The organism is Photobacterium sp. WH77 (assembly GCF_022014395.1).
Taxonomy (GTDB): Bacteria; Pseudomonadota; Gammaproteobacteria; order Enterobacterales; family Vibrionaceae; genus Photobacterium; species Photobacterium arenosum.
The window spans coordinates 54,172-80,676 of record NZ_JAKLTE010000017.1 but is presented as its reverse complement, the minus strand read 5'-3'; the positions used below and the strand labels follow the sequence as shown (position 1 = coordinate 80,676).

Below are 26,505 nucleotides of genomic sequence, written 5' to 3'. Positions count from 1 at the left end.
GCAAGAGCATAACCTGAGCGCTGATTGCCGCGGTATCCTCAAGCCGTTAAGCTATATGCATAGTAAAGTAACCACAGAGGTGGCAAGGTTGGGATTACACTATGCATCCCGGGCACTGATAGAAGTGCAGGGAAAAGTACTTCTGGTAAAACGGGTTGGGGAGGCATTCACGTTTCTCCCTGGCGGTCATGTTGATGCCGGAGAAGCGGCAGTGCAGGCTGTCGCAAGAGAAATCCGCGAAGAAACGGGACTCACAGCAGAGATCGGGGATCTGATCGGTATCGCTGAAAATGACTGGCAGCAAAACGGGCAGCATCAAATGGAAATCGCGCTGGTGTTTCGCGCCCGTCTTGCAGGAATTGATGTGCCGGCAGCTGTTGTTTCAAAAGAACCCCACCTTGAATTTATCTGGGCAGACAAGTTACAACTGGACACACATCATCTTCACCCTGTTGCTTTGCGCGATATTGTCCGTAATGACACTGGTCAGTATCAGGGATTTGTAGCGTCAGACTTAGCTTAGGTGGTGTTTTTTGATGCAGGCTGAGACTAAAGCCATCAGTTAACTTTCCGCCTGGCGGCTTATTGAGCACTTGAACTTTTTTTACTTTACAGCACCACCATCACCACGTATTATTCGCCGCACTTACGGAGAGATGGCTGAGTGGTTGAAAGCACCGGTCTTGAAAACCGGCATACGTTAATAGCGTATCTAGGGTTCAAATCCCTATCTCTCCGCCACATTCGAAGAAACCGCTGAACTATCAGCGGTTTTTTTTCGCCTGAACCTTGGCAAGATGAGATAGGGTGAAGAAGCCTTGAAGGGTTCAGCCGAGCGAAGCGAGACCACGTTGCCTTTCAGGCAACGCCCGAAGGGGCGCGAGCCTGCGAGCGATAAATCCCTATCTCTCCGCCACATTCGAAAGCCTCGTCATCAGACGGGGACGCCTAGTCGGGGCTTTTTTTATTGGGTTTCAGATGATGTTTTCCGGGATTTGAAAATCCCTCTATACCTTGTTCTGGCTCCGCCACATTCGAAGAAACCGCTGAACTATCAGCGGTTTTTTTTCGCTTGAACCTTGGCAAAATGAGATAGGGTGAAGAACCTGAATCAAGTCAGCCGAGTACTTCTTCAGCCAGAAGCAAATCGTCAATTCTCCAATCCTGTACTTCGTCTCAATAAGGGACAACACCGCCACCCATGAATGGGTTTTACTCTATTGATAGGTTGATTTAATTACACGGGATCCGTTCTGGGTCGCCGTGGTGCGCCTGCGCCATAAACCATAGTTGGCTGAGCGAGCACTCTGTGCATGTGGTCCAGGCAATGAATGACGCGGAGGCGGGTATGAGCCAGCTAGAGGCTGCATCCATTGATAGATTCAGGGTGCATTTTCAGGGGAAGGTGATAGTCCCCAAAGATGATGAATATGATGAGGTTCGGCAGATCTGGAACGCGATGATTGATCGTAAACCGGCTCTCATTGCTCGTTGTACTTCGGCGGAATGTGTGCTCCAGGCGGTGAATTTTGCCCGTGAGCATGACCTTCTGCTGTCTGTGCGCGGCGGTGGACACAATATTGCCGGTAACGCGGTTTGTGATGGCGGGATCATGATTGACCTGTCATTGATGAAGGCGGTGCATGTGAACCCGAATACCCGCAAGGTGATGGTGGAACCTGGGTGTACGCTGGGCGATGTGGATGCCGCGGTACAAAAATACGGCCTTGCTACTCCTTTCGGTATTAACTCAACCACAGGGGTGGCAGGCCTGACTCTGGGCGGCGGTTTTGGGTGGTTAAGCCGTCTGCACGGTATGACGGTCGACAACTTACTCTCTGCCCATGTTGTGACTGCCAAAGGCACACAGGTGAAAGCCAGCGAGACTGAAAACGCTGATTTATTCTGGGGATTACGGGGCGGCGGCGGTAACTTTGGTATTGTCACCAGTTTTGAGTTTCAGTTGCACCCTGTTGGCCCGGATGTGCTGAGCGGGCTGATCGTCTTCCCGTTTGAGCAGGCAAAATCCATTCTGACTCAATTTGCCCGCTTTACCGAGTCCATGCCAGAAGCGCTGAATGTCTGGATGGTGACACGCAAAGCGCCGCCTTTGCCATTTTTGCCGGAAACGGTTCATGGCAAAGAAATGATCGCGCTGGCATTGTGCTATTTTGGCGATCCGGCAGAAGGTGAAAAACTGATTGCGCCGTTGCGCAGTTTCGGTACACCTTACGGTGAGCATGTTGGCGTGCAACCCTATGTTGCCTGGCAGCAGGCTTTTGACCCTTTACTGGCGCAAGGTGCCCGGAATTACTGGAAGTCGCACAACTTTACCCATTTATCAGATGAAGTCCTGGATGTGCTGATTGAATTCGCCGGCAAGTTGCCGTCACCCCAGTGCGAGATATTTATCGGCACCATTGGCGGTCAGACAGAAAAAGTCTCATCCGATGCCATGGCATACGCCAGCCGTGATGCACGCTATGTCATGAATGTACACGGGCGCTGGGACACCGCCGCCGAAGATGAAGCCTGCATTGCCTGGGCGCGGGAATTCTTTTCTCAATCACAACCCTTCGCCAGCGCCGGGGCATACATTAATTTTCTGACTCAGGATGAAAGTGATCGTGTGGCTTTCGCGTACGGGGATGCATACACGAAATTGGTTGCACTGAAGAAAAAATACGATCCCCATAACCTGTTCAGAATGAATCAGAATATCAAACCAGAATAAGCGAGCTTTGCTGCAAGAGAAAACATCAGGCTTATTAACGAGACCGTTCCAACTGGAGCGGTCTCGGTTTGTCTGTTCAGGCTCGTTTGTATCAATTAAATCAGCATCACCACGCCATGCAAAACAATTACGCCTGCAGTCAGTCTGCCACGCAAGGTCTGATACCCCTTAGGGTTCACTTCCCCTTCGGTTTGCCGGATGAGCTTCTCAGCAAACCAGACGGCCGCATAACCCAGTGCCAGTAAACCGATCGCGATAAGGTCATGTTTATGGCCTTGCAGGATGGCCGCCCAGGCAAGCAGCACAAACAGATTGCTCAATATCAGGGCATTGCGGCTGAGTGTATGGGAAATATGGTCGATGGCATTGCCCCACAGGATCCCGGATAAAAAGCTCAGGATAACCGCACTGTAAGCAATGAACATTTGTTGCCCGGACAGGTTAAAAAGCGTGATGTCGGCAACAGCAAGCAGGGCGGTGATAACAAAAGGGACCAGCCCTAAATACCCGAGTTCTTTCATGATGGTGTTGGGTTTTTGCATGAGCCAATCCTGTGTAACAAGCATGAGGTAAGCGCTTACCTTGTTGTATTGACTATAGCTTCTGGAAAGATCTCCCGCCAAAAGCAGTGGTGTCTTTTGGCGAGAGATCCTGAGCAGAATATGCTCAGTATTTGATTTTCGAATACTTGCCAGTGCATCATTTAATTTCAGAGTACTCAGGACAATACGTATAGTGTCGGTTTATCCTGTGTATTGTATCCAGTCATAGTCACACGTAAGCAAAAGGCGCAGTATGAACCCATTTTTATCGCAAGCTATCTTATTGGCAGAGAAGAACGTGAAAGAAGGCGGACGCCCCTTTGGCGCAGTCGTTGTAAAAGACCAAAAAGTGATTGCGACAGGGGTAAACCGGATGCAGGCCGAGTGTGATCCGACGGCTCACGCGGAGCTGATGGCATTACGTGAAGCCGGAAAGGCGCTCCAATCCCCTCGGCTGGATGGCTGTAAAGTGTATGCCAGCGGTCAGCCCTGTCCTATGTGCTTAGCCGCGATGCGCATGTCCGGTGTGACAGAGATAGTGTTTGCTTACTCGAATGAACAGGCGGAATCTTTTGGTTTGTCTACCGCTGCGATTGCACGCGAGCTGTCTGTGCCTGTTGGACAGCAAAGCTGGGCGGTGATCGCGCATCAACCGGATCCGGCAGCGGCGGAGGCTGAGCACCATCTGTATGAAAAGTGGCAGGTGGCAAATACACTTCCTGACACCCAATCATGATACCGGCTGCCAAGTATGCTCAGCATCGCTCAGGCTGGATGATACTTGTCCTGATTGTATTCATCGGGCTGAATCTCAGACCTTTTCTGGTGGCTCCCGGTCCTATTTTAAACACCATCATGCCTGAGTTAGGCATGACGGTGTATTCGGCCTCTTTACTGACGCTGTTACCGATGCTGCTGATGGGCGTCGGTGCGTTTGTTTCGCCCGGACTGCAAGCCGCCTGGGGAATCCGGAAAGGGATGCTGATTGCTCTGGCGGTCCTGTTTCTGGGCTCCGTGTTGCGAATTTGGGTGCAGGATGGATTGATGTTCATCTTCACGGCTGTGTTGTGCGGGGCGGGCGTGGCATTCGTACAGTCAGCCATGCCCGGCTTGATTAAATCCTCGTTTCCCCGGCAGGTTGCGCCCATTACGGGTGTGTATTCGGCGTGCCTGATGGTGGGCGGTGCACTGGGTGCTTACAGTATTCCGCATCTCATGGATGCTGGATTGAGCTGGCGTCAATCGTTAGGGCTGCTGGCGGTGCCTGTCTTTATTGCGCTCCTGGCTGGCTGGCGGTATTTAACAGGAGTTCAGACAAACCGGCCGGCTATGTCGCAGGTGCGGACTTTGTTGCACCGTCCTCGCACCTGGTCTTTGATGGCTGCATTTGGCTTGGTCAATGGCGGTTATTCCACCCTGGTCGCCTGGCTGGCACCGTATTATCAGTCACTGGGCTGGGAGCGCTCTGACAGTGCCACACTGATTGTTGTGATGTCTGTTTGTCAGGCAATCAGCGCTGTGGGACTACCGGTATTGGCAAGAAAGCAAACGGACAGACGTTGGTGGCTCATGCTGACGTTGGTGATGCAGTCGGTAGGCTTTTGTGGGTTGGCACTCTGGCCGGCCGGAATGGCTATGTTGTGGGTCGGGATGTGTGGTGCAGGGCTGGGAGGCAGTTTTGCATTGATCATCGTGACTGCGTTAGACCACAGCAAAGCGCCTGAAGCGGCAGGCACACTGGCCGCGCTGATGCAAGGCGGCGGATTTATTCTTGCTGGCCTTGCTCCCTGGGTGATTGCCTTACTGAATGATATGACGGGTTCGTTTGTGTCTGGCTGGCTGCTGCATTTGGGGCTGGTGGTGATCACTGCCTGTCTCTACTGGCGATTCAATCCGCGCGATTACGATCAGGTCATGCAGCCTGTGGCTCTGAGTCACCGATGATCACAGTGCCGGGATCAGGCGCAAAACCGGCAATTGGGGTACTGAGCAAACGTCATTTCTCAGAGACTCAGCTACAGTTATTTCTACAGAAGAATTTGACGGTTCAGGCAATTGGAGAGAGGCCAGGCATGGCATTGAATACCTTTCCAGCAGGATGTGTTCTACCGTCATTGAACTATCGCATTCACTCAATGGAGAAAAGTAATGAAAGTTCTGTATTCAACACAAGCAACATCGACTGGCGGCCGTGACGGAGCATCGGAGTCAGCGGACGGTAAATTGAAAGTGAAACTCAGCACGCCAACCGAACTGGGAGGCCAGGGAGGAGAAGGCACTAACCCTGAGCAGTTATTTGCAGCAGGCTATTCCGCCTGTTTTATCGGTGCAATGAAATTTGTTGCCGCTCAGGACAGCATCAAATTACCTGGTGAGCCAAGTGTGACAGCGCAGGTCGGGATCGGTGAAAATCCTGCCGGTGTCGGGTTTGCAATTGATGTCGAGCTGCACATTTCACTGCCGGGAATGGATCGCGAAGCGGCGACTCAACTTGCTGAAAAAGCACATCAGGTTTGCCCTTATTCGAATGCGACGCGCGGCAACGTGCGGGTAGAGCTGGTTGTGAAATAACATTCATTCTCTGACAATGTCTGGATATGAATCGAAAAGGGCTTCATAGCCCTTTTTTCGTTGAACTTCATCACACTACACAATTAAAGTGCCATCTATCAGCAAGCCTGAATCCGGTTGGGTAGCTTGATAATAATAAAAACAGCGATGACCCGTTAAAAAGCATGTCAAAGAAGCAATGGTCAATAATTGAGAATATTAAAAATAAATGGATATAAACGGCCATGTTGTAAATTTAATTAAGTGGCAATGAAAGTTTATTTTTTATTTCAAGCTGCTTGAATTTATGGCTGGAAAAATTATTTGGGATCAATGTCAACATCCCTTTATTTCAGGCCGATTTACCTGTGCAAAAGCCACTCATCACCCTGTTTCATTATGAGCTTTTTTATAGTGAAAATGACTTTCTTGACCATCAAAAAGTCGGAATGTTATTCGGCTATTGAAATGCTTAATAAGACAACTCTAAACTCTCGCCATCTATTGGTTTTATGGCTGGTTTTTCCCTTTGTCTGAATCTGGCAATCAAAAGGTGTCTGTGATTGACGATGTCATTCACCGCGCGCTGATAAAGAAAAAGAAACGTCAAAAGGAATTGGATCTTGCGAGCAGACCTTCTCTTGAGGAAAGCTTGCGAGCCAAGTTCGATATTCTTGAGACGATCACCAAGCCGGGTCGTGGCACTGTGCTGTATAAATTAGCCGATAAAACCGATCCGAATAAAATCATTTGCTGTAAGTCGATATTACAGCGGGGCAATGAAGGCGCTGAAAAGGCATTGCTGAGCGAGGCAACAAAGCTTGAGGTTTGTCAGCACCCCAATGTTGTGAAGTACATCAAAGTCGGACATGAGTTTTCCACGCCTTATTTCTTCATGGAATGGGTAAGCGGGGAAAATCTGGCCCAGAAAGTCAGTCGCCACAGCCACGGTGGTTTTCGTGCCGACCATATTGCCTGGCTGATTTACCAGCTGGCCGGTGCACTGGACTATGCCCATACACAAGGTGTGTGCCATCTGGATGTGAAGCCCTCTAATGTGCTGATCGGTGCTGACGATGCCGTTCGTCTGGTTGATTTTGGCGCTGCACAATATACCGGTGAAACCAATGATCATGTGGAAGCCAGTCTGAATTATGCCTCACCCGACTATATCCGCTCCGGAATCGGGCAACCTGAAGATGATGTGTATTCCCTGGCAGTCATGGCCTATTGCCTGTTTCTGGGCGTAGCGGCAAGCCCGGAGATTGGCGAAGTGATAACCGGTCAGAAACGGCCAGTGGTCATTCCGCCACATGCCTGGAAAGCCATTAAAACCGTGATAGGCAAACCACGCAGTCATGGTTTTTCGCCGATTCATTTTGCGCAGATCCTGGGTCAGATTGACACAGAAACGCCGTTGTCCAATGCTCCTATTTTTAACAATATGCGCAATGCCGATCTGGTATTGAGCAGACGAAAGCACGACCTGGTGAATGCGATTGATGGGTGGCGTTCGTTAGAAATTACTCTCATTGGTGCCACGCTGGTGCTGGTGGCGTTTCTGGTGATTCGCCATGCTTATTTTTTTGCACGCGATAGCTATCAGAGCAGCCAGCCAGCCAGCTTTTCTTATGACGGCAAGGTTTTTCAGCCTGATGATACTTCTTGGTATAGCTACCAGTTTCTGAATGAATTTACCTCAGAGACGCCAGATTTATCAAAGACAGCCGTCTCGGTAGTTGAAGAATATGACCGCAGAAAATCAGCGCAGGAAAAGCTGATTTATCAGCAGATGAGCCCGGTGTTTGAGCAGGAAAGAGCAACCAATGCAGAACGTCGTGATCAATTGCAGGCCATCAAGAATGAATTAATCGTCATGCGGCGATTAATGCAGGGCGGTAAAGACAGCGACAAAGTTCACATTGAAAAGCAGCTGTCGAGTGCCCAGGCGAGAATTAATACCCTGTTGCAAAACGCCAGTTTATACAGTGAAAACGCAGTAACGCCAGAAGAAGCCTTGAATCTGTTGGAGTTGGGCGATGTGGTGTTTGCCCGTAAAGCGTTTGAAGCGTCATGGAAAAGAGCAACGGCCAACGCGTATTACTATTCGCACGAAGTCCGGTATCAGACTGTCACCAAAATTCTATCCCGGGTATCGCAGCTCATGGATAAAGCGCAATTTAAAGATGCCGCCGGCCTGATCGAAAGTGCCCAGCAGGTGTTTCCCGAAAGTAAGGACATCCGGAGTATGGGAGCTTTGCTATATGCACGCCGCGGTGAGTACATACTCCGCCAGTCTCTGCAGTCCGATCTGGTCGTCGAAAAAAATATTATTCAGCAGGCTTATCAGGATGTGAAAACCTTTGCGCCTGACAGAGTGGACAGCATCAAAGCCCAGCTTAAACAGGATATTGAAGCAAGCCAGGCCAGCCGCTTTAAAGCCGGGGCACTCAGTATCAATGCCAATAATGTTACGTCTGTTGTTTTGCCTGACTGGGAGTGGGAGACATGAGTGAACTCAATGCCCGATTAGATGGACTGTTGTCACCAATCGATGCCGGGCTTCCGGTCGGTGAAGATGCCCGTTATGAACTGTGCTACGAGCTGATGGAAGCGGAAGTCAAAAAGTTCGGTTCATTATTTGGTGAAACGGTGGATTGGCAAGTCGTTGAACAGCAGGCTGACACTGTACTGTTACAACACAGTAAAGATCTGAAAGCCATGGCTTACATCGCGCGCGCGTGGGCAGAGCATTACGGTTGCGAAGGGCTGAAGGCCGGACTGACTTTACTGAAATCTGCGCTGGAACAGTATGGCAGTTCGCTGTACCCGGCACGAGCGCGTGGCCGGGATGGCGCTATCGAATGGCTGGATAACCAGATTGAACTGATTGCAGGCAAGCTCAGCAATCCTGTCCAGTCTGAGCTGCAAGCCTGCGCAGCCTTGTGCCAGGACATTAGTTTTGCCATGGGTGAGGCCTTTGAAGGCTCAGAGGCGTCCCTGATCAATGCGCGCAACGCGTTGACCACCAGTAGCAATTCTCTCGGGGAACCGGCGGCATCACCCCAGCCCGTAGCAGAACCAAAAAATGGCCAGTTGGCAGACGGGTCGGCATCTGTGGTTGAGCCTAAAGCGGTTTCAAGACCAGAACCTGTGTCTGCCTCCGCTGCACCGACGCAAAAAGTAACGCCATCTGCTTCTCTAGCCAAGACCAGCGTCTTGAGTGGTGAGGCGGATAAAAAATCGCTGGAGCAGATGGCAGAACATTTACTGCACCAGAGCCCAGACATGTCGCTTGCCTACCAGGTGGGCCGGTTTGTGACCTGGATGGACATTGATGAATTGCCTCCTCACGATGCCGAAGGAAAAACGCCGCTCAGACTGCCGGTGAGCAAAGATACCTTGTCGGATTATGAGTCGGCACTGGTCAATCAGTCGGCTTCTGAACATTACCGCCGGCTTGAAAAAAGCCTGCGCAATACCCCGTTCTGGCTGACCGGCCAGCGCCTGATGCATGACATGCTCAAACAGCTGGGATTTTACCAGGCTGCAGAGTCCGTGCGCGAAGAGACACGGCGTTTTACCACACGGTTAACCGGTATCGACGCGCTGAGGTTTGACGACGAAACCCCATTTGCTGATGAGGCAACCCGCCAATGGCTGGCGGCGCCGTCAGTAACGTCCGCGTCCTCCAGCCATGAAGGGCTCGCTGAGCTGCTGGGTGACAGCGGGGATAACATTCTTGAAGGTGCTGAACTGGGACAGCTTTTGGTTTCAGCCTCTTCGTTACTGGATGACGCTCAGTCAGGGCGTTCAAAATTTCTCTTGCATCTGCAATTGGCCAGGTTACTGCACCATAACGGGCTGCACAGTATTGCGCTGCCGCATTTGGAAGTGATCTGGCCAGAAAGAGAACGCATTAATTTGAGTTACTGGGAACCGACTCTGGATGCCGAACTGGAGCAGTTACTGTCTTTAACGCTGACTCAAATTTATTCACGGGAAGATGCGTTTCCCGCTAAGTACAGAGAATGGCTCGCGGCCGTTCATTAACATATAGCTGCTAAGAAGGACAAGTTATGTCTAAAGATGGTTCAGTCGCTCCTAAAGAGCGAATTAATATCCGATATGTTCCTGCGACAGGTGATGCTCAGGAAGAAGTCGAACTTCCCCTGAGCATGATGGTGATTGGTGATTTTACGGGTCGTGATGACGAGACCCCAATTGAAGACCGTGATCCGATCAACATTGATAAAGATAACTTTAATGACGTGCTGAGTGCCTATGCACCGAATGTCAAAGTCAACGTTGATAACCGTTTAAGCGGTGAAGAAGGCGCACAAATGGGCGTTGATCTGACCTTTAAAAATATCAAAGACTTTTCACCGGAAGCCGTTGCCCGCCAGGTGCCTGAATTGAGCAGCCTGCTGGAACTGCGTGAAGCTCTGGTCGCACTTAAAGGTCCTCTGGGTAACGTGCCGGCATTCCGCAAACGTATTGCGCAGGTGCTGCAGGATGATGAAGCACGCAGCAAGCTGCTCAGCGAGCTGAGCATCAACTCTAATAACGAAGAATAAACAGGTGGCACATGACAACTGAAGCTATGACTCCGGAGCAGGATGCACAACTGGCTGAATCCGGCTCACTGTTAGACAGTATTTTGAATGAAACCCGGCTCAAGCCATCTGATGAAGGTTTTGATGTTGCAAAACGTGGCGTTGAAGCATTCATTTCTGAACTGCTGAGCAAAAATGTATCCGATAAAGTTGATCAGTCGCTGGTCGATCTGATGATTTCTGAAATCGATCAGAAAATGTCGGCTCAAGTCGATGCCATTTTGCATGCGCCGGAAATTCAGGCCATTGAGTCTTCTTGGCGTGGACTGAAGTACCTGGTTGATCAGACTGATTTTCGCGAGAACATTCAGATCGAAGTCATTTCAGCGAAGAAGAATGAAGTGCTTGATGACTTTGATGATGCCCCGGAAGTGGTGAAATCTGGTCTGTACAAGCAAATCTATACCCGCGAATACGGTCAGTTTGGTGGTAAGCCAGTGGGTGCGGTTATCTGTGACTTTAAGATGTCGTCAACCTCACCGGACATCAAACTGATGGAATACATGGCGAACGTAGGTGCCATGTCTCACGCACCTTTCATTACCTCTGCGGGTCCACAGTTCTTTGGTGTCGACAGCTATGAAGAGCTGCCAAACCTGAAAGATTTGAAATCGGTGTTTGAAGGCCCTCAGTACACTAAATGGCGCGGTCTGCGTGAACATGAAGACTCCCGCTATCTGGGCCTGTGTACCACAGGTTTCATGCTGCGTGCGCCGTATTCTGTTGCAGATAACCCGATTAAGGCGTTTGACTACAACGAAACGGTATCAGGCAGCCATGATCATTATCTGTGGGGTAACTCTGCTTACGCGCTGGCTTCCCGTATTTCCGATTCTTTTGCGAATTTCCGCTGGTGTCCGAACATCATCGGTCCTCAAAGCGGCGGTACGGTGAACGATCTGCCGGTGCATAACTTTGAGTCGATGGGTCGCATTGAAACCAAAATTCCGACAGAAGTTCTGGTGTCTGACCGCCGTGAATTTGAACTGGCTGAAGAAGGTTTTATTGCACTGACGATGCGTAAAGGTTCTGACAACGCGGCATTCTTCTCAGCCAACTCTGTGCAGAAGCCAAAATTCTTTGGTAACTCACCAGAAGGTAAAGCCGCTGAAACGAACTACAAGTTAGGGACTCAGCTGCCGTATATGTTCATTATCAACCGCCTGGCGCATTATCTGAAAGTGCTGCAGCGTGAGCAGATCGGATCGTGGAAAGAGCGTACTGATCTTGAAATTGAACTGAACAAGTGGATTCGTCAGTACGTCTCTGATCAGGAAAATCCGCCGGCAGAAGTACGTGGCCGTCGTCCGTTGCGTGCCGCAAGGGTTGAAGTATCAGATGTTGAAGGCGATCCGGGCTGGTACCGTGTGTCTCTTGCTGTGCGTCCGCACTTCAAGTACATGGGCGCCAGTTTTGAATTGTCTCTGGTCGGTAAACTGGATCAAAACTAAGTAAAGGCGAACGGCAGCTATTGTCAGGTCGAATGACTCTAAGATGGTCTGCCGTTCGAAATCTGTCTATGGATAAAGGTTACCGATTACTCGAGCGCATTGAGATGGGCGAAGCAAAGAACAGCTATGATGCTGTGGAGTCGACACAGTTTCTGATTGAGTCGATTCATCATCATCTGGCAGATTTGCTCAATACCCATTCGGGCAATGCAATGATAGCCAAAGATTATGGCCTGCCTGATTTTAATGATGTTTTGGCCGATAAATCCAATATCGTCCGGGAAATCAGAAACAGTGTGAAAGCCACCATCGAAAAGTTTGAGCCAAGATTAGCCGGCGTCGTGGTGAGATATGTTCCCCACACCGATGATCCGCTCCAGCTCCGGTTTGCCGTTAATGGTGAAGTTTTTCATAACAATAAGAAAACCAGAATGAACATTGATCTGTCGGTTGGTGTAGACGGCAAGTTTTCAGTGTAGAGACGACGAACATGACTTATAGCAAGTATTTTCAGGATGAACTCTCGTTTCTTAAAGAAGCGGGTTCTGAGTTTTCGAAAAGCCACCCTCAGCTGACTAAGTTCCTGTCGGAAAGCAGCAATGATCCCGATGTGGAGCGCTTATTGGAAGGCTTTGCATTTCTGAACGGCAAATTACGTCAGAAGCTGGATGATGAGCTTCCTGAGCTGACCCAATCCCTGATATCTCTGTTGTGGCCGCATTATTTACGTTCTGTGCCTTCAATGTGCATTGCGCAGATGATCCCCTATGCCGGGAGTGTATCGCAGAAAAGCACAGTGACGCGTGGCCATGAAATGGCCAGCGAAAAGGTCGATGAGACGCAGTGCCAGTTCCGCACCTGTTACGATGTCGATTTGTATCCACTGTCGATCAATTCCGTGACTCAGCAGAATACACGCTCGAACAGCCACCTCAATGTCACCTTATCAACCGACACAGGGGTAGAGTTATCACGCATTGGGTTAGATAAATTACGTTTCCATATCCACGGTGAATTGCATATCTCCCGCATACTGTATTTGTGGTTATTTCGCTATCTAGACAGTGTTGATGTCAAGCTTGCGGGAGGAGGAAGTCAGCGTTTACCTGCTTCTTGTATAAAGAAAGTGGGTTTTTCAGAAGATGAAGCTTTATTACCCTACGGGCCAAATTCCTTTTCCGGTTATCGATTAATCCAGGAATATTTTTCGATGCCGGACAAATTCATGTTCTTTGATGTCGATGGTCTGGAATGGCTCAGTGGTGTACCCAGCCAGAATACCATGAGCCTGGTGTTTAATTTTTCGCGCTCTTTACCGTCAGAAGTGACGATACGAGAGAAAAATTTGCGGCTGTTCTGCACACCAATCGCCAATGTGTTCGAACTGGATGCTGATCCGATCCGTTTGGATCATAAGCGCACTGAGTACCGTGTTCGTCCGCAAACAACCCGGCAAAATAACTTCGAAGTGTATTCCGTCAATCAGGTCCGGGGCTGGAGTAATGAAAATCGTCGTCAGGTTGATTATTTGCCGTTTGAGTCGTTTGAGCATCAGTTAGGGATTGATAACAATCGCCATTACTACAATGTCAAAGTCTCGGAACATGTTTCAGGGAAGGGTTTGTCACACTATATTTCCTTTTTTGATCACAATGCCGGTGTCGCCAATCTTGAAACTGAAACGGTACTGATTAAATTAACCTGCACGAACGGTAAACTGCCGCAACGGCTGGCCCCCGGTGACATTACATTTTCTACCCATAAGTCGCCTAACTATGCCAATTTCACCAATCTGACCAAGCCGACTGTTTCTGTCAGCCCGCAAATTGACAGCAGTCTGCACTGGCAGCTGATTGCCAATATGTCACTGAACTACCTGTCTTTAATTGATGCTGATGTGCTGAAAATGATGCTGAGTATTTACGACTTTCATTCACGCAGTGACAGGCAGTCTCAGCGCGCGTCGGCTAACCGCTTAAACGGCATTAAAGCCATTAACATGAAGCCCATAGAGCGTATATTCCGTGGCTTACCGATCCGGGGTAACCAGATTGTACTGCAAATGGATTCATCCATGTTTGCCAATGAAGGAGATATGTACCTGCTGGTGTCTATCCTGAATGAGTTTTTCTCTTTGTATTCCAGCATTAACTCATTTTCTGAACTGGAAGTGATTGATGTGAAAACCGGCGAAGTGTACCGGTGGGACGGCAATCAGGGCAAACAGGCGGTGATATGATAGATAAGATCAATCAGTCCAGCCATGAGTATGCTTTTTTTCAGGCCGTTTATTTACTGGAGGCTGCTGAGAAAAAGAAAACATCCGTACAATTTGCCTCTGTAGGCCAGGCGAAAACACCGCAGCAGGAGTTTCTGCGGTTTCGCATTTCGCCTGAGTTGGGTTTTCCCCGCTCTGATATTTCGCAGTTTGAGTCTGTGCAATGGGATAACAGGGATGTTCCCAGCCTGACGGTGAATTTCGGTGGTCTGCACGGTACCGGCTCACCTTTACCCACTGCATATACAGAAAAGCTGGCCGGCCGGGAAGGCGAAGACAACCCGGTGAAAGATTTTTTCGATTTCTTTCATCACAGGTATCTCTCACACTTGTACCGGATATGGAAAAAATACCGATACCATGTCCGGTACGAATCCGGGGCGGTCGACCCGCTGTCCCGTAATCTGTTTAACCTGGTTGGTATTTCTTCTGACCTCAGCGAAGACAGTGATTTTAACTTCGACCGGGCAAAACTGCTGTCTTATATCGGTCAGTTATCTTCAAGAACGCGTTCTCCGAACCTGGTGTCAGGCATTGTGGCCCATTGCTTTAATCTGGCAAAAGTCAGTATTGAGCAGTGGGTACCCCGCCGGGTGAAAATTGCCCCTTCACAGCTGAACCGTTTAGGGCATGTGAACTGTGTGCTGGGCCAGGATTATCACTTGGGTGATCACCTCACCGATATTACAGGCAAATTTAATCTGGTCTTTCATGAATTGGATTATGAGCAATATTGTCACTTCCTGCCGGGTGAACAAGGTTACGGGTTACTCAAAGAGCTGATGCGTTTTGTATTGCGCGACCCTATGGCCTGGGATCTGAAACTGGAAGTGAAATCGGATGGATTACCAGCCAGCATTTTGGGCTCGAAGGAAGCGAACCGGCTGGGACAAGTCAGTTGGTTGGGTAACGTGCAAGGTGATAAACAGACAGTGGTGATCATCGGCGCTGTCTAGATGAGTACCTGGCACTCTGCTACCTGCAGTCTTGACTGCATGGCGGAGTGCCAGGAGGGCAAATGCCGAAATGAAGCGGCTAAGGGTGAAGCAGGCGCTTTAGCGGCAAATAGGGCTGTGGAATACGACTGTGGTATGCAGCTCCTTAATGCCGACAATGTTTTCTGCTTCATCACACAGTTCGTTCATCAGGTGTAATGAAGCTGCCTCCAGTAAAGTGATGATGTCAAATCCACCACCGACGACACTGATGGATTTAATCTCCGGAATTTCTCTCAGGCTGTCGCACACTTTTTTCTTCCAGCCATTTTCGCATTTGATCAGCAGGTAACAGCTGGTCATAGTTGCGCTTTTTTGGGTCCCGATTTTGGCCGTGTAACCTTCGATCACACCGGACTTCTCCATTCGCGTAATCCGCTCAGCGACGGCGGTTCTGGAAAGGCCCACATTGCGGGCCATATTTGCGATCGATTCACGTCCGTTAATCAGCAGGTTTGACAATATCTTCCTATCAATTCGGTCAATGCTGTTGCTGTGTAAAGTATTCATTATCATTATTCTCGACTTTGATTAACCTAAGCTACCAACTTATTGGATATCTCTTGGAACAGAGAAGTTATACAGTTCTTGTAAAAGGAACGGATTATTAGAGTTAGACGGTTTGATTTTTACCGTCATGTGTCGCCCTGAAACAAGAATGTCCGCGTTGAATCCACCATCCGATGTAGGCTCGAGCTGCGACTCATTTAACAGTCGGAAAATGGACCAAAAACCTTCCTTTGCTTTTCTGTGTTGCTCGCCGCTGGACGTGATGTCCTGAATGTTGACGTTCACGAAAAACTCGTTACTTTCCGGTGGCCACACAAACTGTTTACTCTTTGCCGGGCCATGGTAATAATCCAGACTTTCACCACCGAAGTTCAGGCTGGCCCGTATTGCGCTGGAATCCAGATCGATAAAGCGTGAACTGAAATCGATGTTGAACTTGTTCGACGTGGGATCGAAAAGCACATTCTTGATCATGGTGTAGTTCTTCATCTGGGTGATCATTTCTTGCGATAGCTGCAATGTTTCGCCATCAACACGTTTGGCCTGCCACAAATTTGTGTCATAGAAAGGCGAAAGCGTGTCATCAATGAAGCTGTCCAGGGTGCCTTGCGCAGCAAAAAACTCTTCGAAATCGGTCAGCGAAATCTCAGTTTCAGCATGTTTGGTGAACGGATATTTGTTCTGACCAACCAGTTCAAATTTACTGTAGACATTACTGGTCCATAACTCCTGAATACCCAATTGTGATTCAGCCAGCAAGACAGCCCACGCCTGATGGGCGATTTCATTCAGCCAGCTTTTTACAGGTTCGGGCGCTTTTTGAGCGACCTGCTTCAAGCGAACAATGGGATCCGCCGCGGTTTCACGCATTCTGGCTTTGGCGGCTATTAAGGCTGCTTGCTGTACATTTGGCGCATCGGTGATCTGTTTCAGATAGGCTCGCAGATTGCTGAGCGAACTGATTACCTGATCCCACGGAGCTTGTGAGTTTTCTGTTTCACTGGTTTGCAGGGTATTGATAACGGCAAAAGCTTTTTCGACCCTTTTCATCAACTCATAGTCAGGCTCGATCACTTTCTCTGCCGAGTCTTTTAACAGATCTACCGCTTGGTTGAGGCGTTCATCCTTCAATGTCATCTGAGCCAGTGCACCAGCTTCTGGCGAATATTTGGTGTTGGTATACAACAGATTCAGTATGGTGCTTAACGGCGATGTCGGGCCTGACAGAGTGTCAATCGCATTGGTTATTTCAACTATGTTGTCATACTGCTCAAAGCGTAAATCGCTAATGGCTGTACGCCAGACATTGATATAGTCGTCAGTATATTTGCGGCGCACCTTGGCCTGAAAGGCTTTAAGCTCTTCGTCCGACGGCAGAGTGTTATTTGACAAACCCAGCACCCAGTTGTCGGCAATCAAATCGTGCGATAAAGACTCCGATAAAGGGCGATAGAAAGTGGTAAAGCCGGTTGCGGTATAAATTTTGTTGATGTTCAGTTCATTAAGATTGCTTTTTTCATTATCAAAAATTTCACCAAAATTGAAACCTATTGCTCTTGGAATGCTGAGCTGGCCGAGATCGGCATCTCTGCCACTGTTGAGAATCTGGCTGTAGGCAATATCCACTTTGGATTGGGACAGCAGATCTCGCCGTGTAGTACGAACCAGATCCCAGTTGATCTCAATAGGCGGGAAGTTGGTTTTGAAGTACACCGCCAGATATTGAGGTATGTTGGCGTATGCGCCCTCTGAGCCGAAATCATCCGTGAGTAGACGCGAAATTGATTTCAGAAGGAAACTGTAATCGCGTTTGTCCGCTTCATTCAGCATCAGATACATTTTCAGTAAATGGAGCTTGTCTTGATGTGAAAGGTTGCTGTTGGCCAGTTTCCGTTGGATATGCTTTTCTACCAGCGGCAACAGCTGCAGGTGAATGCTGTCAAGTAAATGCCGGTAGGCAATCTGTGTCGTCTGATCCAGTTTATCGACATTTATATCGATCAGCTTTTTGTCCAGAAGATAACTGGCGTTGGTCCAGGCCTGATAAAGAGGCAAAATACCGTTCGATGTTACGGCAAACTGGTTTTTCAGGTTGGCGAACTCGTGATCATCACTTTTATTATCAGCGACTTCCAGAAGCTGGTTGATAATGGAAATATTGCTTTGCGTGGTCGTAAAGAAATAGTAACCACTTACACTGAGTAAAGTGACACAAGCGGCCATCGTCATATGGCTTCTGCGTATGAGTTGCCTCAGGTGGCGTTTGTTTTCACCGGCAAAGTTTGCCTCTGGCAGCACCTGCTCATCAATAATGAAGCGGGTGAACAGAGGTGACTCTGATAACTGGTCGTGTTCGGACGCAATCATTGGAACATTGAAATAATTACTGCATCCTTTGGCGAGCAGGTTGTATTTTCGGCCACCTTGATGGCTGGATGTGAAGTAAAGACCCCGCAGGTCAACAAGGTGAAATCCGTCCTTTTCCAGCCGCACTTTGTTCAGGGTATCCCGGATGATTCTATGACAAAGCTCGAACTGTTTCGGAAAGGTCACCAGTGCACTGTTGTTGACCAGTGAGCGCTCCATCGCGGCACAGTCAAGCGTGCTTTGTTCCATCTTGCTCAGAATAGCGTAAAAGCCGCTGTCAAAGGCGTCATTGAGTGTACCTTTGGCATCTTTCAGTGATATTGAAAGGTGCTCAAGCTGCATTTTCAGCGGACTGAGAGAAACAAATTCTTTGAAGCCTTTCAGTTTGTCGATTTTCGACAGGAAAACATACACAGGTAAGGCTGTATGGGTCATCCCTGTGATGTCGCTGAGGCGGGTATTGATAATATCCAGGATATACTCGCGCTGAGACTCTTCTTGAGTGATCAAAAATTCAAGATCCACCACATACAGGCTTCCTGCAAATGGTTTGCGGGGCTTAACACTGACAATTTTCTCCAGAAACGCTTTCCAGAGAGTTTGATCTGTATTCGATGTATCTTGATAAATCAGACGTGGAGCCGGTTTGATGTATATCGCCTTTTCTGACTCATGCCAGACAAAGTAATCAGTTTGCAGCGTATTTTTCTGATCTATGGGTTTAATGGCATGAGAACTGGTCAGGAGCGATGTCTTTCCTGACTTTTTGTTGCCCAACAGTAAGTAAATAGGTTTATGACTGGAACTCTTCAGCAGAGAAGATAATAGCCCCTTCAAGGTTTCTTCTTCTGTTTCTATATCACTGGTAGAGCGTGATTTGCGTTTTTTTACTTCGTAACCGATCAGAAGCAAGATTGCTACACTAAAGATGAAGACCACTGGCCCCCATGTCAGGTAATGACTGACAGGAAAAGCCATAATGAAATATGAGAATAAGCCATACATCACCGAAAGCAGCACTGCTGAGAGTATGATAAATACTCTTGGCGTTTTGAGTTTACTAATCAAGATATAACCTGCCTGAATAATTTTTATTGGTTTTTATTTTCGAAATTATGTGTGAGTTCCATAAGGCGATATTGATAGGCACTCAAGGTTTTTTGTGCTTTTAAAATATCGTCATGGTTTATGTGACCTTTCTCCAAATAATCAAGGCGACCAAGGAATGGAAAAAGGGTATTACTAAATCGGTAGGCCGCTGAGATATTCTCACTGTCATCGACTAGTGCTGCGTTAGCTATGATAGTTCTGGCTCGTTTGAACTGGTCGTTGATGAGCAAATAATCCTGAGCCAGCGCCGCTTTACCTGCCCGATACTGGCTCACAGACTCTTTGGCTGCAATGGAGTCTGGATAGAGTGTATTGACGTTATTTGCCAGTTCTTCCAGTGTCTGGTGCTCATAGACACGTCCAGGAAAAGCCGTCCAGTCCATCAGCAGATCATGGGTTCTGGTCAGAACCTCTTCTTTGAGCCTGTGCTTGAAATAGGGCTCCGCCTGGATAAGCCTTGATGTAATACTTTCCAGTTGCTCTGCAGTTGCAGTTTTAATATCACGCTGGTACAGGTATTGCCGGACTGCGACAATAGAAAATACCAGGCAACCCAGTGTAAACACTGTGGCCAGCCAGTAACACCAGGCCGGCAGAGTGCGTATTGCCGCCTGTTTTTTGACAGGTGGCTGCTCAGCAGCTGGTTGACTTGCCACTTCTGGTGCTGGTGCTGGCGTTGGCAATTGACGCTGTTTTTGTTTGGCTAATTCTTTTTCGGCCTGTTCATCAAGTTGATCTTTCCATTCAGTAAACTGTCTGCGAACCGGACCCAGCGATGGGGCTTGTTTCCCCAATTGACGCTGAAGTTCCTGCTCAATATTCAGAGCAAGGTGGTGTCCGGCTTCCACTAAGGGGAGATCCTTCAGTGATACTTTAATTTTGCTCAGCGCCAATGGCATTTGCTCTGCCACCCAGTCAAAAGACTGGATGCGTGCATTCGGTTTATTGGCCGCAGGAAAAGCAGTGTGCCAGTAGACGATGGACAGATCATTGAGAACATTGAGTCCATTAACCGCTCCCATTAATCCGTCAATACGGCAGGCAGAGACGCAGTAGTAACTGGCACAGCGAAAGTCCTTGCTGTGCTGGGTCAGAAGCAATTCGGAAGCGGTATAAATCTCTTTCCATGGTGCTGGAGAGACAAAACTGCTTAATCGATTTACGTTTCTTTTTAAGTCAGAAAAGAGATCGAGCTCTTTCGGGTCATGACCAACAGGCAATTGTGCCGATATTGGTCTGAGTGCAATATCAGTGAATTTCATTGTTTTATAGCCAACTTCGAAACTTGTAATTATGAGTAAAGGAGTTACTGCGGCAGGAAGTGAATTCTTGCTCGCTAACTTAATGTTTAGTTTATTAGTAGATGCTAAAAAATAAGGCGGACTAATTTTAAGCTTTATTAACTCCTTCATGTGCTTTCGCCATGATGTAGTCAGGCGCCAGGTAATGTGTCGTTTCCTGCAGTTAGTTGCCACAAATTAGGTGTGTTTAACACGGTTATGACATTCATGTGCAATGCATTGTAATCGGAAGAATTATACTAAACTAAATGAATGCCGACTTTGCTGGATAAAGATCACAGATAAATATCTGCTCACGAATTTGTGTTCATTTTTATGGATAAGATTATGTTTTTTAATATCTTTTACAGTTAAGTGATGAGTTATTGAGTCTTATTAACATGAGTGTGGGGAGGTTTATTTATCATTCATCTTCTTTTTTGTGACTTCCATTCAATATATTAGAGTTGTGCTTAATTTTCTTCTATTTGTATTTTTTTGGAGGAGTATCTCACAATTTTTATTGATTTGTTTGGCGTTTTAGTGAGAGGCCTTTGCAGACCGGTCACGCCTGTATTTTTCTGTCAATTCGCAACCTCATACAGTGAAAATGACAGATCTAATAGGAAAAATGACTTATTTAAAGATAGCGTCAATCAAGCCTTGAATTCATATTTTTATGCGTTTATCTTTCAGGTGTTTTTAAATTAGAGAAAGCGAACATTATGCCTCGTCTTCTTACAGTAGCCTGTATAGCTTATTGTTTAATTCATACTTCCTTCGCCTCTGCCAAAGGTGAACGCTTTGGTGTCACTGGCGCATACTATGATTTTACGTCGACTGCCGAGGAAGGTGAGTCGGGTGAGAACCAAAGTCTTCGCTGGGGACTGGTACATACACGGCCTATCGATGATAACAGTGCCCGCTGGCGCTGGTGGTTTGGCCTGAATTATTTCGCGGACAGTATTCCTGCACCCCAGAATGGTGTTTATCAGGAAGTCACCAATTATGAGTTTCGTGTACTGCCTCAGTACGCTATTCCCTTGGCGAGCTGGCTGACGCCTTACCTTGGCGCGGGTATATCACTGGCCTATAGCGAGTACAGTGAACGTTGGCATGTCGATGCTGATGAATTCAAGTACGGTACTCAGCTACCTGATAATAATGCGTTCGAAGCCAGCTTACTGCTTAATGCCGGAATGGTGATAAAAATGGGCAGTAACCCTGATGCGCATTTGCAGATTGCTCCTCAGGCGACGCTGATCGTGCCGGTCAATGATGGTCTTGGCGGCGTAGAATTTTCCTTATCGTTTCTATTCTAAGATCGTTTATGACGCACAAAACCCTCATTCTCAAAGTGAACAGTGCCCCGGAAGAATATGTCGGGGCAAAGCAAATGGAATTTGACAGTCAGGGCGGAACAATCGGCCGTAGTGCTCAGAGTGCTTTCCATCTTGATGATCATAATAAATATCTATCGGCGACTCATGCCCTGATCACCTGTTATAACGGTGAATATTATCTCAATGATATCAGCACTAATGGTACTTTTATCAATGGTAAGCGTGCGCTGAAAAGTCAGCCGACAGTCCTGCAGGAAGGCGATTCTATTTCGATGGGACGCTATGAATTCAGTGCCGGATTTGAGAATGAGGTGCATCACATTAATCTGGCAGAAGATATTATGCCGGACATGAAAAGCAATGATCCTGTCGACAGTCTAAACCTGATCCTCCCTCCTGAATCTGAAATGTTAGGAGAGGGAACGATAGAAGAGCTGTTCCTGCCCCAAGATAAGAAAGCGGATTCTACCGAACCGCTTTCTTATCTTCAGGAAGTGAATGAAGAAGCTGAGTCTCTGATTGAAGATGAAGAACCCAGACAGTTTGTCGATTACAACGCGACACAACGACAAATTCTTGACGATAGTGAAAGCATCCACTCTGAAATGGACGTGCCCAGCCTGATTCCGGAAAACTGGAATGTTGAAGATGGCAGTTTTCCTGCTTCAGAAAAAGCGGGGACCTTTTCATCACCAGAGAATAAATTTACTCAACAAGCAGCGCCTGCCGGGCGTTTAACATCGTACACCCAGCCTTCAGTAGCGGAACAACCCACTCAGCCCAAATCAGCAGGTACCATCGCAAAGCGATCTGAAACATCCGATCTGCAACCGGAAAAGGCGTTTTTGAAAGGTTTAGGTATCCCCTCTGAGTTGCAACACCTGTGCGATGAGAACTGGTTTCGTCAAATGGGTCTGAGTTTAAAAGGGTGCCTGGATTCACTGAACGCAGAGTTGCATCGCTCTTTGGTGATGGCTGGTGAATCCGAGGCAGCCAAACCGCATTTACTGGACAGTATGATGTCGCTTTACCAGCAGTCGATTCTTGAGCCTTATGAGTTGATAGAACATATCCAGGAAGAGCTGGATGCGCACCGCTCCCGCTTACTTCAGGCGCGTGAAGGTATTTTCCAGCAACAGTTGGAAGCTTTGTCACCGGCGGCATTTGAAGCCAGGCAAATGGCTGGCGGGGGATGGCTGAAGAGCCAACGGAACTGGAAAGCGTATCAGGCGTACTTTTCTGAACAACAGTCAAATTGGCGGACCGAGGAACAACACAGCTTTGATGCAAGCCTAGAATCAAAGTACAGAGAATTGTTACAGGAGCAAAATGCGTAATTATTTTTTTGCATTGGTTACCGCACTGTCACTGTCAGGGTGCGCAGTATGGGAGCAGTTTAAAGACACCACCGGGCTGATCCCTGAAACCGCAGAAGTAGAAGTGCATATTATGACCGATAAGAGTCTGAACCTGCGTCCTAACGGGTCATCATCACCGGCCATTTTACGCATCTATGAGCTGTCTTCACCTGTGCTGTTTCGCAGCTTGGATTTCTTTTCATTATTTGAAAACGACAAAGCTGCGCTGGGTGATGAATATATTAAGCGGTATGAGTACCAGCTCGAGCCAGACCAGGAACTCACGGAATTCTTAAAACTTCAGCCTGAAACACGCGCAGTCGGATTTGCAGTAGCTTTTCGGGATATTAACGGGACAAGTTGGCGGACTATACACACCATTGAAGAGCGGGAGAGTTATTATCTGGACGTGAATCTGGTGAATAACGTGTTGTCTGTTGAGCGTACACAAGGCGTAGAACAGATTTATTTCTAAGGAAGCATTATGTCATTGCATAACCCGGTTGTCTGGCAAGACGGCATGTTCATGAAACCACAGCATTTCCAGCAGTTGGACCGTTTTCACTCTCAGCAAGTGAGTTTGTATACAGCTTTCAGCTCGCCATTAAATTGGGGGATCAGCCGATTAGAGATTAATGCTGAACTGCTGAAAATGGGCAAAATTGGCGTCACTGTTGCGGAAGGAATATTGCAGGACCGCACACCGTTTGCTTTTCCTTCTGAAGCCTTGGCGCCGGCAATGTTGGAAGTGGACACATCGACGGTAGATAAAGTGGTGTATTTATGCTGTCCTTTACCGTCTGAGCAGGGTGAGCTGTATACCAATGCGGGAGACGGTGCACGCTATCGTCTTCAGGAGCAGCAAGTAGTCGACTGTCTGTACGACAGTGAAGATACCACAACCATTCATGTCGGCAGCCTGAATTTCCGTTTGATGCTAGAGACGGAAGACCGTTCGGCTTTTACGTCTATCCCTATTCTGAAAATTTCGGAAGTCAAAAGTGATGGTACTGTATTACTTGATGACAAGTTCATTCCCACTTGCCTTGATATTAAAGCTTCCGCTGTACTGACAAAGTTTGTTACCGAATTTGCTTCTTTGCTAAAACATCGCGCCGAATCCATAGTCAGCCGGCTGGGTGTGGTTGACCAGCAAGGCGTATCCTCGGTGGCGGATTTTATGCTACTGCAGGTGGTGAACAAGCTGGAGCCGGTTTTCTGGCATTTAGCGGGTTTGGAAGGTGTTCACCCTGAAGCACTGTATCGTGTGTTGCTGCAGGCCGAAGGGGAACTGGCAACATTATGTACATCATCCCGTCGTCCTGAGACTTTCTCGCCCTATAATCATGGTGATCTGACCGACTGTATGTGGTCTTTGATCAGCCGGAACCGCAACAGCCTGACCGTAATGTCAGAGCAGCGGGCAATCCCGCTGGTGTTGAAAGAGCAAGGCTATGGCGTGCGTGTTGCCAATATTGCTGATCGTGAGATTATCCAGACCACGACCTTTATCCTTGCCGTGAAAGCTGATGTCACTCTGGATGTGCTTCATACTCGCTTTGTCTCCCAGGTTAAAGTGGGCAGTCTGGAAAATATTCGTGATCTGGTGAACTTCCAGCTACCAGGTATCGCCATTAAAGCAATGCCAGTGGTGCCTCGTCAGCTGCCTTACCATGCCGGCTTTACGTATTTTGAGCTGGATAAGGCGTCTGATGAGTGGAAGGCATTGTCTTCTTCATCCGGCATTGCCATGCATGTGTCCGGCGATTTCCCGAATATTGAATTGCAAATGTGGGCTGTCAGATTATGAGTCAGTTCGATGATGACATAACAGTCGTTCTGTTTCAGCCTGAGCCCGGCCAACCAATGGAGGTTATGCCGGCTCCGGAAGTACCACGCAATATTGCGGTAAAACAGTTGGAAATCAAAAAACTGGGTATTAACCAGTTGGTTGATGAGTTTACCTGGGTACTGGCCTGTCTGACTTGTATTCCATCTATTCCCTGGTTAGATGATCCTACCTTGCTGCGTGAGAAAATCAGCAGGGAGATTCAAGACGCCGAGAAGCGACTGCTACTCGCAAACACAGACAGAGCATCACTGCTGGTGATGCGTTATTGTGTCTGTGCTGCTGTTGACGAAGCGGTTTACAGTCAGGAGTGGGGAGAGAAAAGTAATTGGAGTACACACAGCCTGCTTGCTGAGTTTCATAATGAAACGTCAGGTGGTGATAAATTCTATACAATTCTGGACAGGCTCAGACAAGATCCCAAACGTTACAGGCAACTTATTGAATTTTTATACTTTCTGTTGCAGGTTGGTTTTAAGGGGAAATTCGGTCGTGTCGAGCGTGGTAACGAAAAAATCGCTGACATTGCAGAGACCATTTACCAGCTGATAAAAGAAGACAGGCTGCAGGATCAGGAGAAGCTACAGTTAGTGAATTTAAAGGCTGCTGTTATTAGCCGGCCATTGAGGCGTGTGATTTCGCCAAAACTGATCATTGGCTTTACAGCCGCACTACTGGCAGCCATGTATTCAGCGACTTATTGGGTTATAGACTTTAAATTTAATCAACTGATTGGTTGAGTCGTTAAGTTCATTTTGTTCTCATTAAATGATTCAAGCGCGATGAACTCGCGCTTTTTTGATCTCTATCTGTCCATTTTTTCGGTGCTGAGACACTCTAAACTGGCGTTTTCTGCCACATGTAATCACGATATCACTGACCGTCTGGCGGCGAACTTTGCCCGACGTTTACGCCTGAACAATAAGCTAAAAGGCAGGGTAAGCAGGATATTGGCTGCTAATCCCAGGATGGCACCAAACATCAGACCGTTGAGCGAGAGTGGAATGCCGGGTTTGAAATGGGTGATGGTTTTTTCTAACGAGTCAAAGCGTGCAGGTGTGAACATGTACACTGATTTCTCAATCAGTGACCCTTGTTCAAAAACGACAATGCCGGATTTCAGGTCCTGATAGTGGCTCAGGGTCGCTTGTTTCTGTAAGGCGTCCGCCCTGACACTGGCTTCCTGATTGTTCAGGTGTTGCTCAATCATCGCATGTACATCAGGGTAACCGTATTGTCTGGCGGTGTTTTCGTAGCCCTTGACTTGCCATTGTGTGGCTTCAAATAATCCTGCCAGATATTGCTGATAGTGATCGGCCAGTAACGGAACCTGAAGCGCCGCGATGAGCATGACGCCAAACAGCAATTTATCAACAATTCTTCCTACCAAGAGACTTTCCTTTTTCGGTTAAAATAGCGCAAAGCGACATCCAGATAACGTAACCTGTTTCAGCCTCGTATGTTATAGCTGATAACCAGGCGGGATTGTTGAAAGTAAAGCGTGCGCTGTGCTCATCGTCAC

General features: G+C 47.9%; 22 protein-coding genes, 1 tRNA gene and 1 other RNA gene. 19 read left to right on the top strand and 5 right to left on the bottom strand.

Annotated elements, in window-relative coordinates:
• Positions 1–55 precede the first annotated feature (55 nt).
• The 4 genes from L6J37_RS16155 to L6J37_RS16140 all read left to right on the top strand — a co-directional run bounded on the left by L6J37_RS16155 (position 56) and on the right by L6J37_RS16140 (position 2,734).
• Positions 56–523 (top strand): NUDIX domain-containing protein, encoded by a 468-nt coding sequence (locus L6J37_RS16155; protein WP_237795878.1) that lies wholly within the window; start codon positions 56–58, stop codon positions 521–523.
• A 127-nt stretch (positions 524–650) separates the two neighbouring features.
• A tRNA-Ser gene (locus tag L6J37_RS16150) sits at positions 651–741 on the top strand.
• A gap of 46 nt (positions 742–787) precedes the next feature.
• A non-coding RNA gene (locus tag L6J37_RS16145) (RtT sRNA) lies at positions 788–916 on the top strand.
• Positions 917–1,348: 432 nt separating this feature from the next.
• On the top strand, positions 1,349–2,734 hold the full coding sequence (locus L6J37_RS16140; RefSeq protein WP_237795877.1) for an FAD-binding oxidoreductase: 1,386 nt from the start codon (positions 1,349–1,351) through the stop codon (positions 2,732–2,734).
• A gap of 95 nt (positions 2,735–2,829) precedes the next feature.
• Here L6J37_RS16140 and L6J37_RS16135 read toward each other — a convergent pair whose 3' ends face one another.
• Positions 2,830–3,276, bottom strand: coding sequence for a DUF3429 domain-containing protein (locus tag L6J37_RS16135; protein WP_237795875.1), 447 nt, complete (start codon positions 3,274–3,276; stop codon positions 2,830–2,832).
• 253 nt (positions 3,277–3,529) lie between these two features.
• Here L6J37_RS16135 and L6J37_RS16130 point away from each other — a divergent pair, with 253 nt between their 5' ends.
• From L6J37_RS16130 to tssG, 10 genes are all read left to right on the top strand, one after another.
• Positions 3,530–4,012: a nucleoside deaminase gene (locus tag L6J37_RS16130; protein WP_237795873.1), complete on the top strand. Its 483-nt coding sequence runs from the start codon at positions 3,530–3,532 to the stop codon at positions 4,010–4,012.
• Positions 4,009–5,220: a cyanate transporter gene (locus tag L6J37_RS16125; protein ID WP_237795872.1), complete on the top strand. Its 1,212-nt coding sequence runs from the start codon at positions 4,009–4,011 to the stop codon at positions 5,218–5,220. The genes L6J37_RS16130 and L6J37_RS16125 overlap by 4 nt, the downstream gene beginning before the upstream one ends.
• Before the next feature lie 204 nt (positions 5,221–5,424).
• Positions 5,425–5,847: an organic hydroperoxide resistance protein gene (locus tag L6J37_RS16120; RefSeq protein ID WP_237795871.1), complete on the top strand. Its 423-nt coding sequence runs from the start codon at positions 5,425–5,427 to the stop codon at positions 5,845–5,847.
• Between the two features lie 538 nt (positions 5,848–6,385).
• Complete coding sequence (locus L6J37_RS16115; RefSeq protein WP_237795870.1) at positions 6,386–8,338, top strand: serine/threonine protein kinase; 1,953 nt, start codon at positions 6,386–6,388, stop codon at positions 8,336–8,338.
• The gene (gene tssA, locus L6J37_RS16110; protein WP_237795869.1) at positions 8,335–9,879 is read left to right on the top strand and encodes a type VI secretion system protein TssA; all 1,545 of its coding nucleotides are present in this window, start codon (positions 8,335–8,337) and stop codon (positions 9,877–9,879) included. The genes L6J37_RS16115 and tssA overlap by 4 nt, the downstream gene beginning before the upstream one ends.
• A gap of 26 nt (positions 9,880–9,905) precedes the next feature.
• Positions 9,906–10,403 (top strand): type VI secretion system contractile sheath small subunit, encoded by a 498-nt coding sequence (gene tssB, locus L6J37_RS16105; RefSeq protein WP_237795868.1) that lies wholly within the window; start codon positions 9,906–9,908, stop codon positions 10,401–10,403.
• Positions 10,404–10,414: 11 nt separating this feature from the next.
• Positions 10,415–11,893: a type VI secretion system contractile sheath large subunit gene (tssC, locus tag L6J37_RS16100; RefSeq protein ID WP_237795867.1), complete on the top strand. Its 1,479-nt coding sequence runs from the start codon at positions 10,415–10,417 to the stop codon at positions 11,891–11,893.
• Positions 11,894–11,961: 68 nt separating this feature from the next.
• Positions 11,962–12,372 (top strand): type VI secretion system baseplate subunit TssE, encoded by a 411-nt coding sequence (tssE, locus tag L6J37_RS16095; RefSeq protein ID WP_192014474.1) that lies wholly within the window; start codon positions 11,962–11,964, stop codon positions 12,370–12,372.
• 11 nt (positions 12,373–12,383) lie between these two features.
• Complete coding sequence (tssF, locus tag L6J37_RS16090; protein WP_237795866.1) at positions 12,384–14,132, top strand: type VI secretion system baseplate subunit TssF; 1,749 nt, start codon at positions 12,384–12,386, stop codon at positions 14,130–14,132.
• Entirely contained in the window at positions 14,129–15,127 is a 999-nt protein-coding gene (gene tssG, locus L6J37_RS16085; protein WP_237795863.1) for a type VI secretion system baseplate subunit TssG, read from the top strand. The genes tssF and tssG overlap by 4 nt, the downstream gene beginning before the upstream one ends.
• Before the next feature lie 99 nt (positions 15,128–15,226).
• Here tssG and L6J37_RS16080 read toward each other — a convergent pair whose 3' ends face one another.
• The 3 genes from L6J37_RS16080 to L6J37_RS16070 are packed head-to-tail and all read right to left on the bottom strand — an operon-like array spanning position 15,227 to position 20,565.
• Positions 15,227–15,679 (bottom strand): Lrp/AsnC family transcriptional regulator, encoded by a 453-nt coding sequence (locus L6J37_RS16080; RefSeq protein ID WP_370630713.1) that lies wholly within the window; start codon positions 15,677–15,679, stop codon positions 15,227–15,229.
• Between the two features lie 36 nt (positions 15,680–15,715).
• The gene (gene tssM, locus L6J37_RS16075; RefSeq protein ID WP_237795862.1) at positions 15,716–19,111 is read right to left on the bottom strand and encodes a type VI secretion system membrane subunit TssM; all 3,396 of its coding nucleotides are present in this window, start codon (positions 19,109–19,111) and stop codon (positions 15,716–15,718) included.
• Between the two features lie 23 nt (positions 19,112–19,134).
• Entirely contained in the window at positions 19,135–20,565 is a 1,431-nt protein-coding gene (locus L6J37_RS16070) for a type VI secretion system ImpA family N-terminal domain-containing protein (RefSeq protein ID WP_237795860.1), read from the bottom strand.
• A 593-nt stretch (positions 20,566–21,158) separates the two neighbouring features.
• Between L6J37_RS16070 and L6J37_RS16065 the strand changes: the two genes are divergently transcribed.
• The 5 genes from L6J37_RS16065 to icmH are packed head-to-tail and all read left to right on the top strand — an operon-like array spanning position 21,159 to position 25,723.
• A complete protein-coding gene (locus tag L6J37_RS16065) occupies positions 21,159–21,755 on the top strand; it encodes a hypothetical protein (RefSeq protein ID WP_192014464.1) in 597 nt (198 codons plus the stop codon).
• An 8-nt stretch (positions 21,756–21,763) separates the two neighbouring features.
• Positions 21,764–23,113 carry a type VI secretion system-associated FHA domain protein gene (locus L6J37_RS16060; RefSeq protein WP_237795858.1) on the top strand — a complete coding sequence of 450 codons (1,350 nt, stop codon included), beginning with the start codon at positions 21,764–21,766 and terminating at the stop codon, positions 23,111–23,113.
• Positions 23,106–23,609 carry a type VI secretion system lipoprotein TssJ gene (tssJ, locus tag L6J37_RS16055; protein ID WP_237795856.1) on the top strand — a complete coding sequence of 168 codons (504 nt, stop codon included), beginning with the start codon at positions 23,106–23,108 and terminating at the stop codon, positions 23,607–23,609. Before L6J37_RS16060 ends, tssJ begins: the two co-directional genes overlap by 8 nt.
• 9 nt (positions 23,610–23,618) lie before the next feature.
• A complete protein-coding gene (tssK, locus tag L6J37_RS16050) occupies positions 23,619–24,944 on the top strand; it encodes a type VI secretion system baseplate subunit TssK (protein ID WP_192014458.1) in 1,326 nt (441 codons plus the stop codon).
• Complete coding sequence (gene icmH / locus L6J37_RS16045) at positions 24,941–25,723, top strand: type IVB secretion system protein IcmH/DotU (protein WP_192014453.1); 783 nt, start codon at positions 24,941–24,943, stop codon at positions 25,721–25,723. The genes tssK and icmH overlap by 4 nt, the downstream gene beginning before the upstream one ends.
• Positions 25,724–25,848: 125 nt before the next feature.
• Here icmH and L6J37_RS16040 read toward each other — a convergent pair whose 3' ends face one another.
• Complete coding sequence (locus tag L6J37_RS16040) at positions 25,849–26,373, bottom strand: DUF2937 family protein (protein ID WP_237795854.1); 525 nt, start codon at positions 26,371–26,373, stop codon at positions 25,849–25,851.
• Between the last annotated feature and the right edge of the window lie 132 nt (positions 26,374–26,505).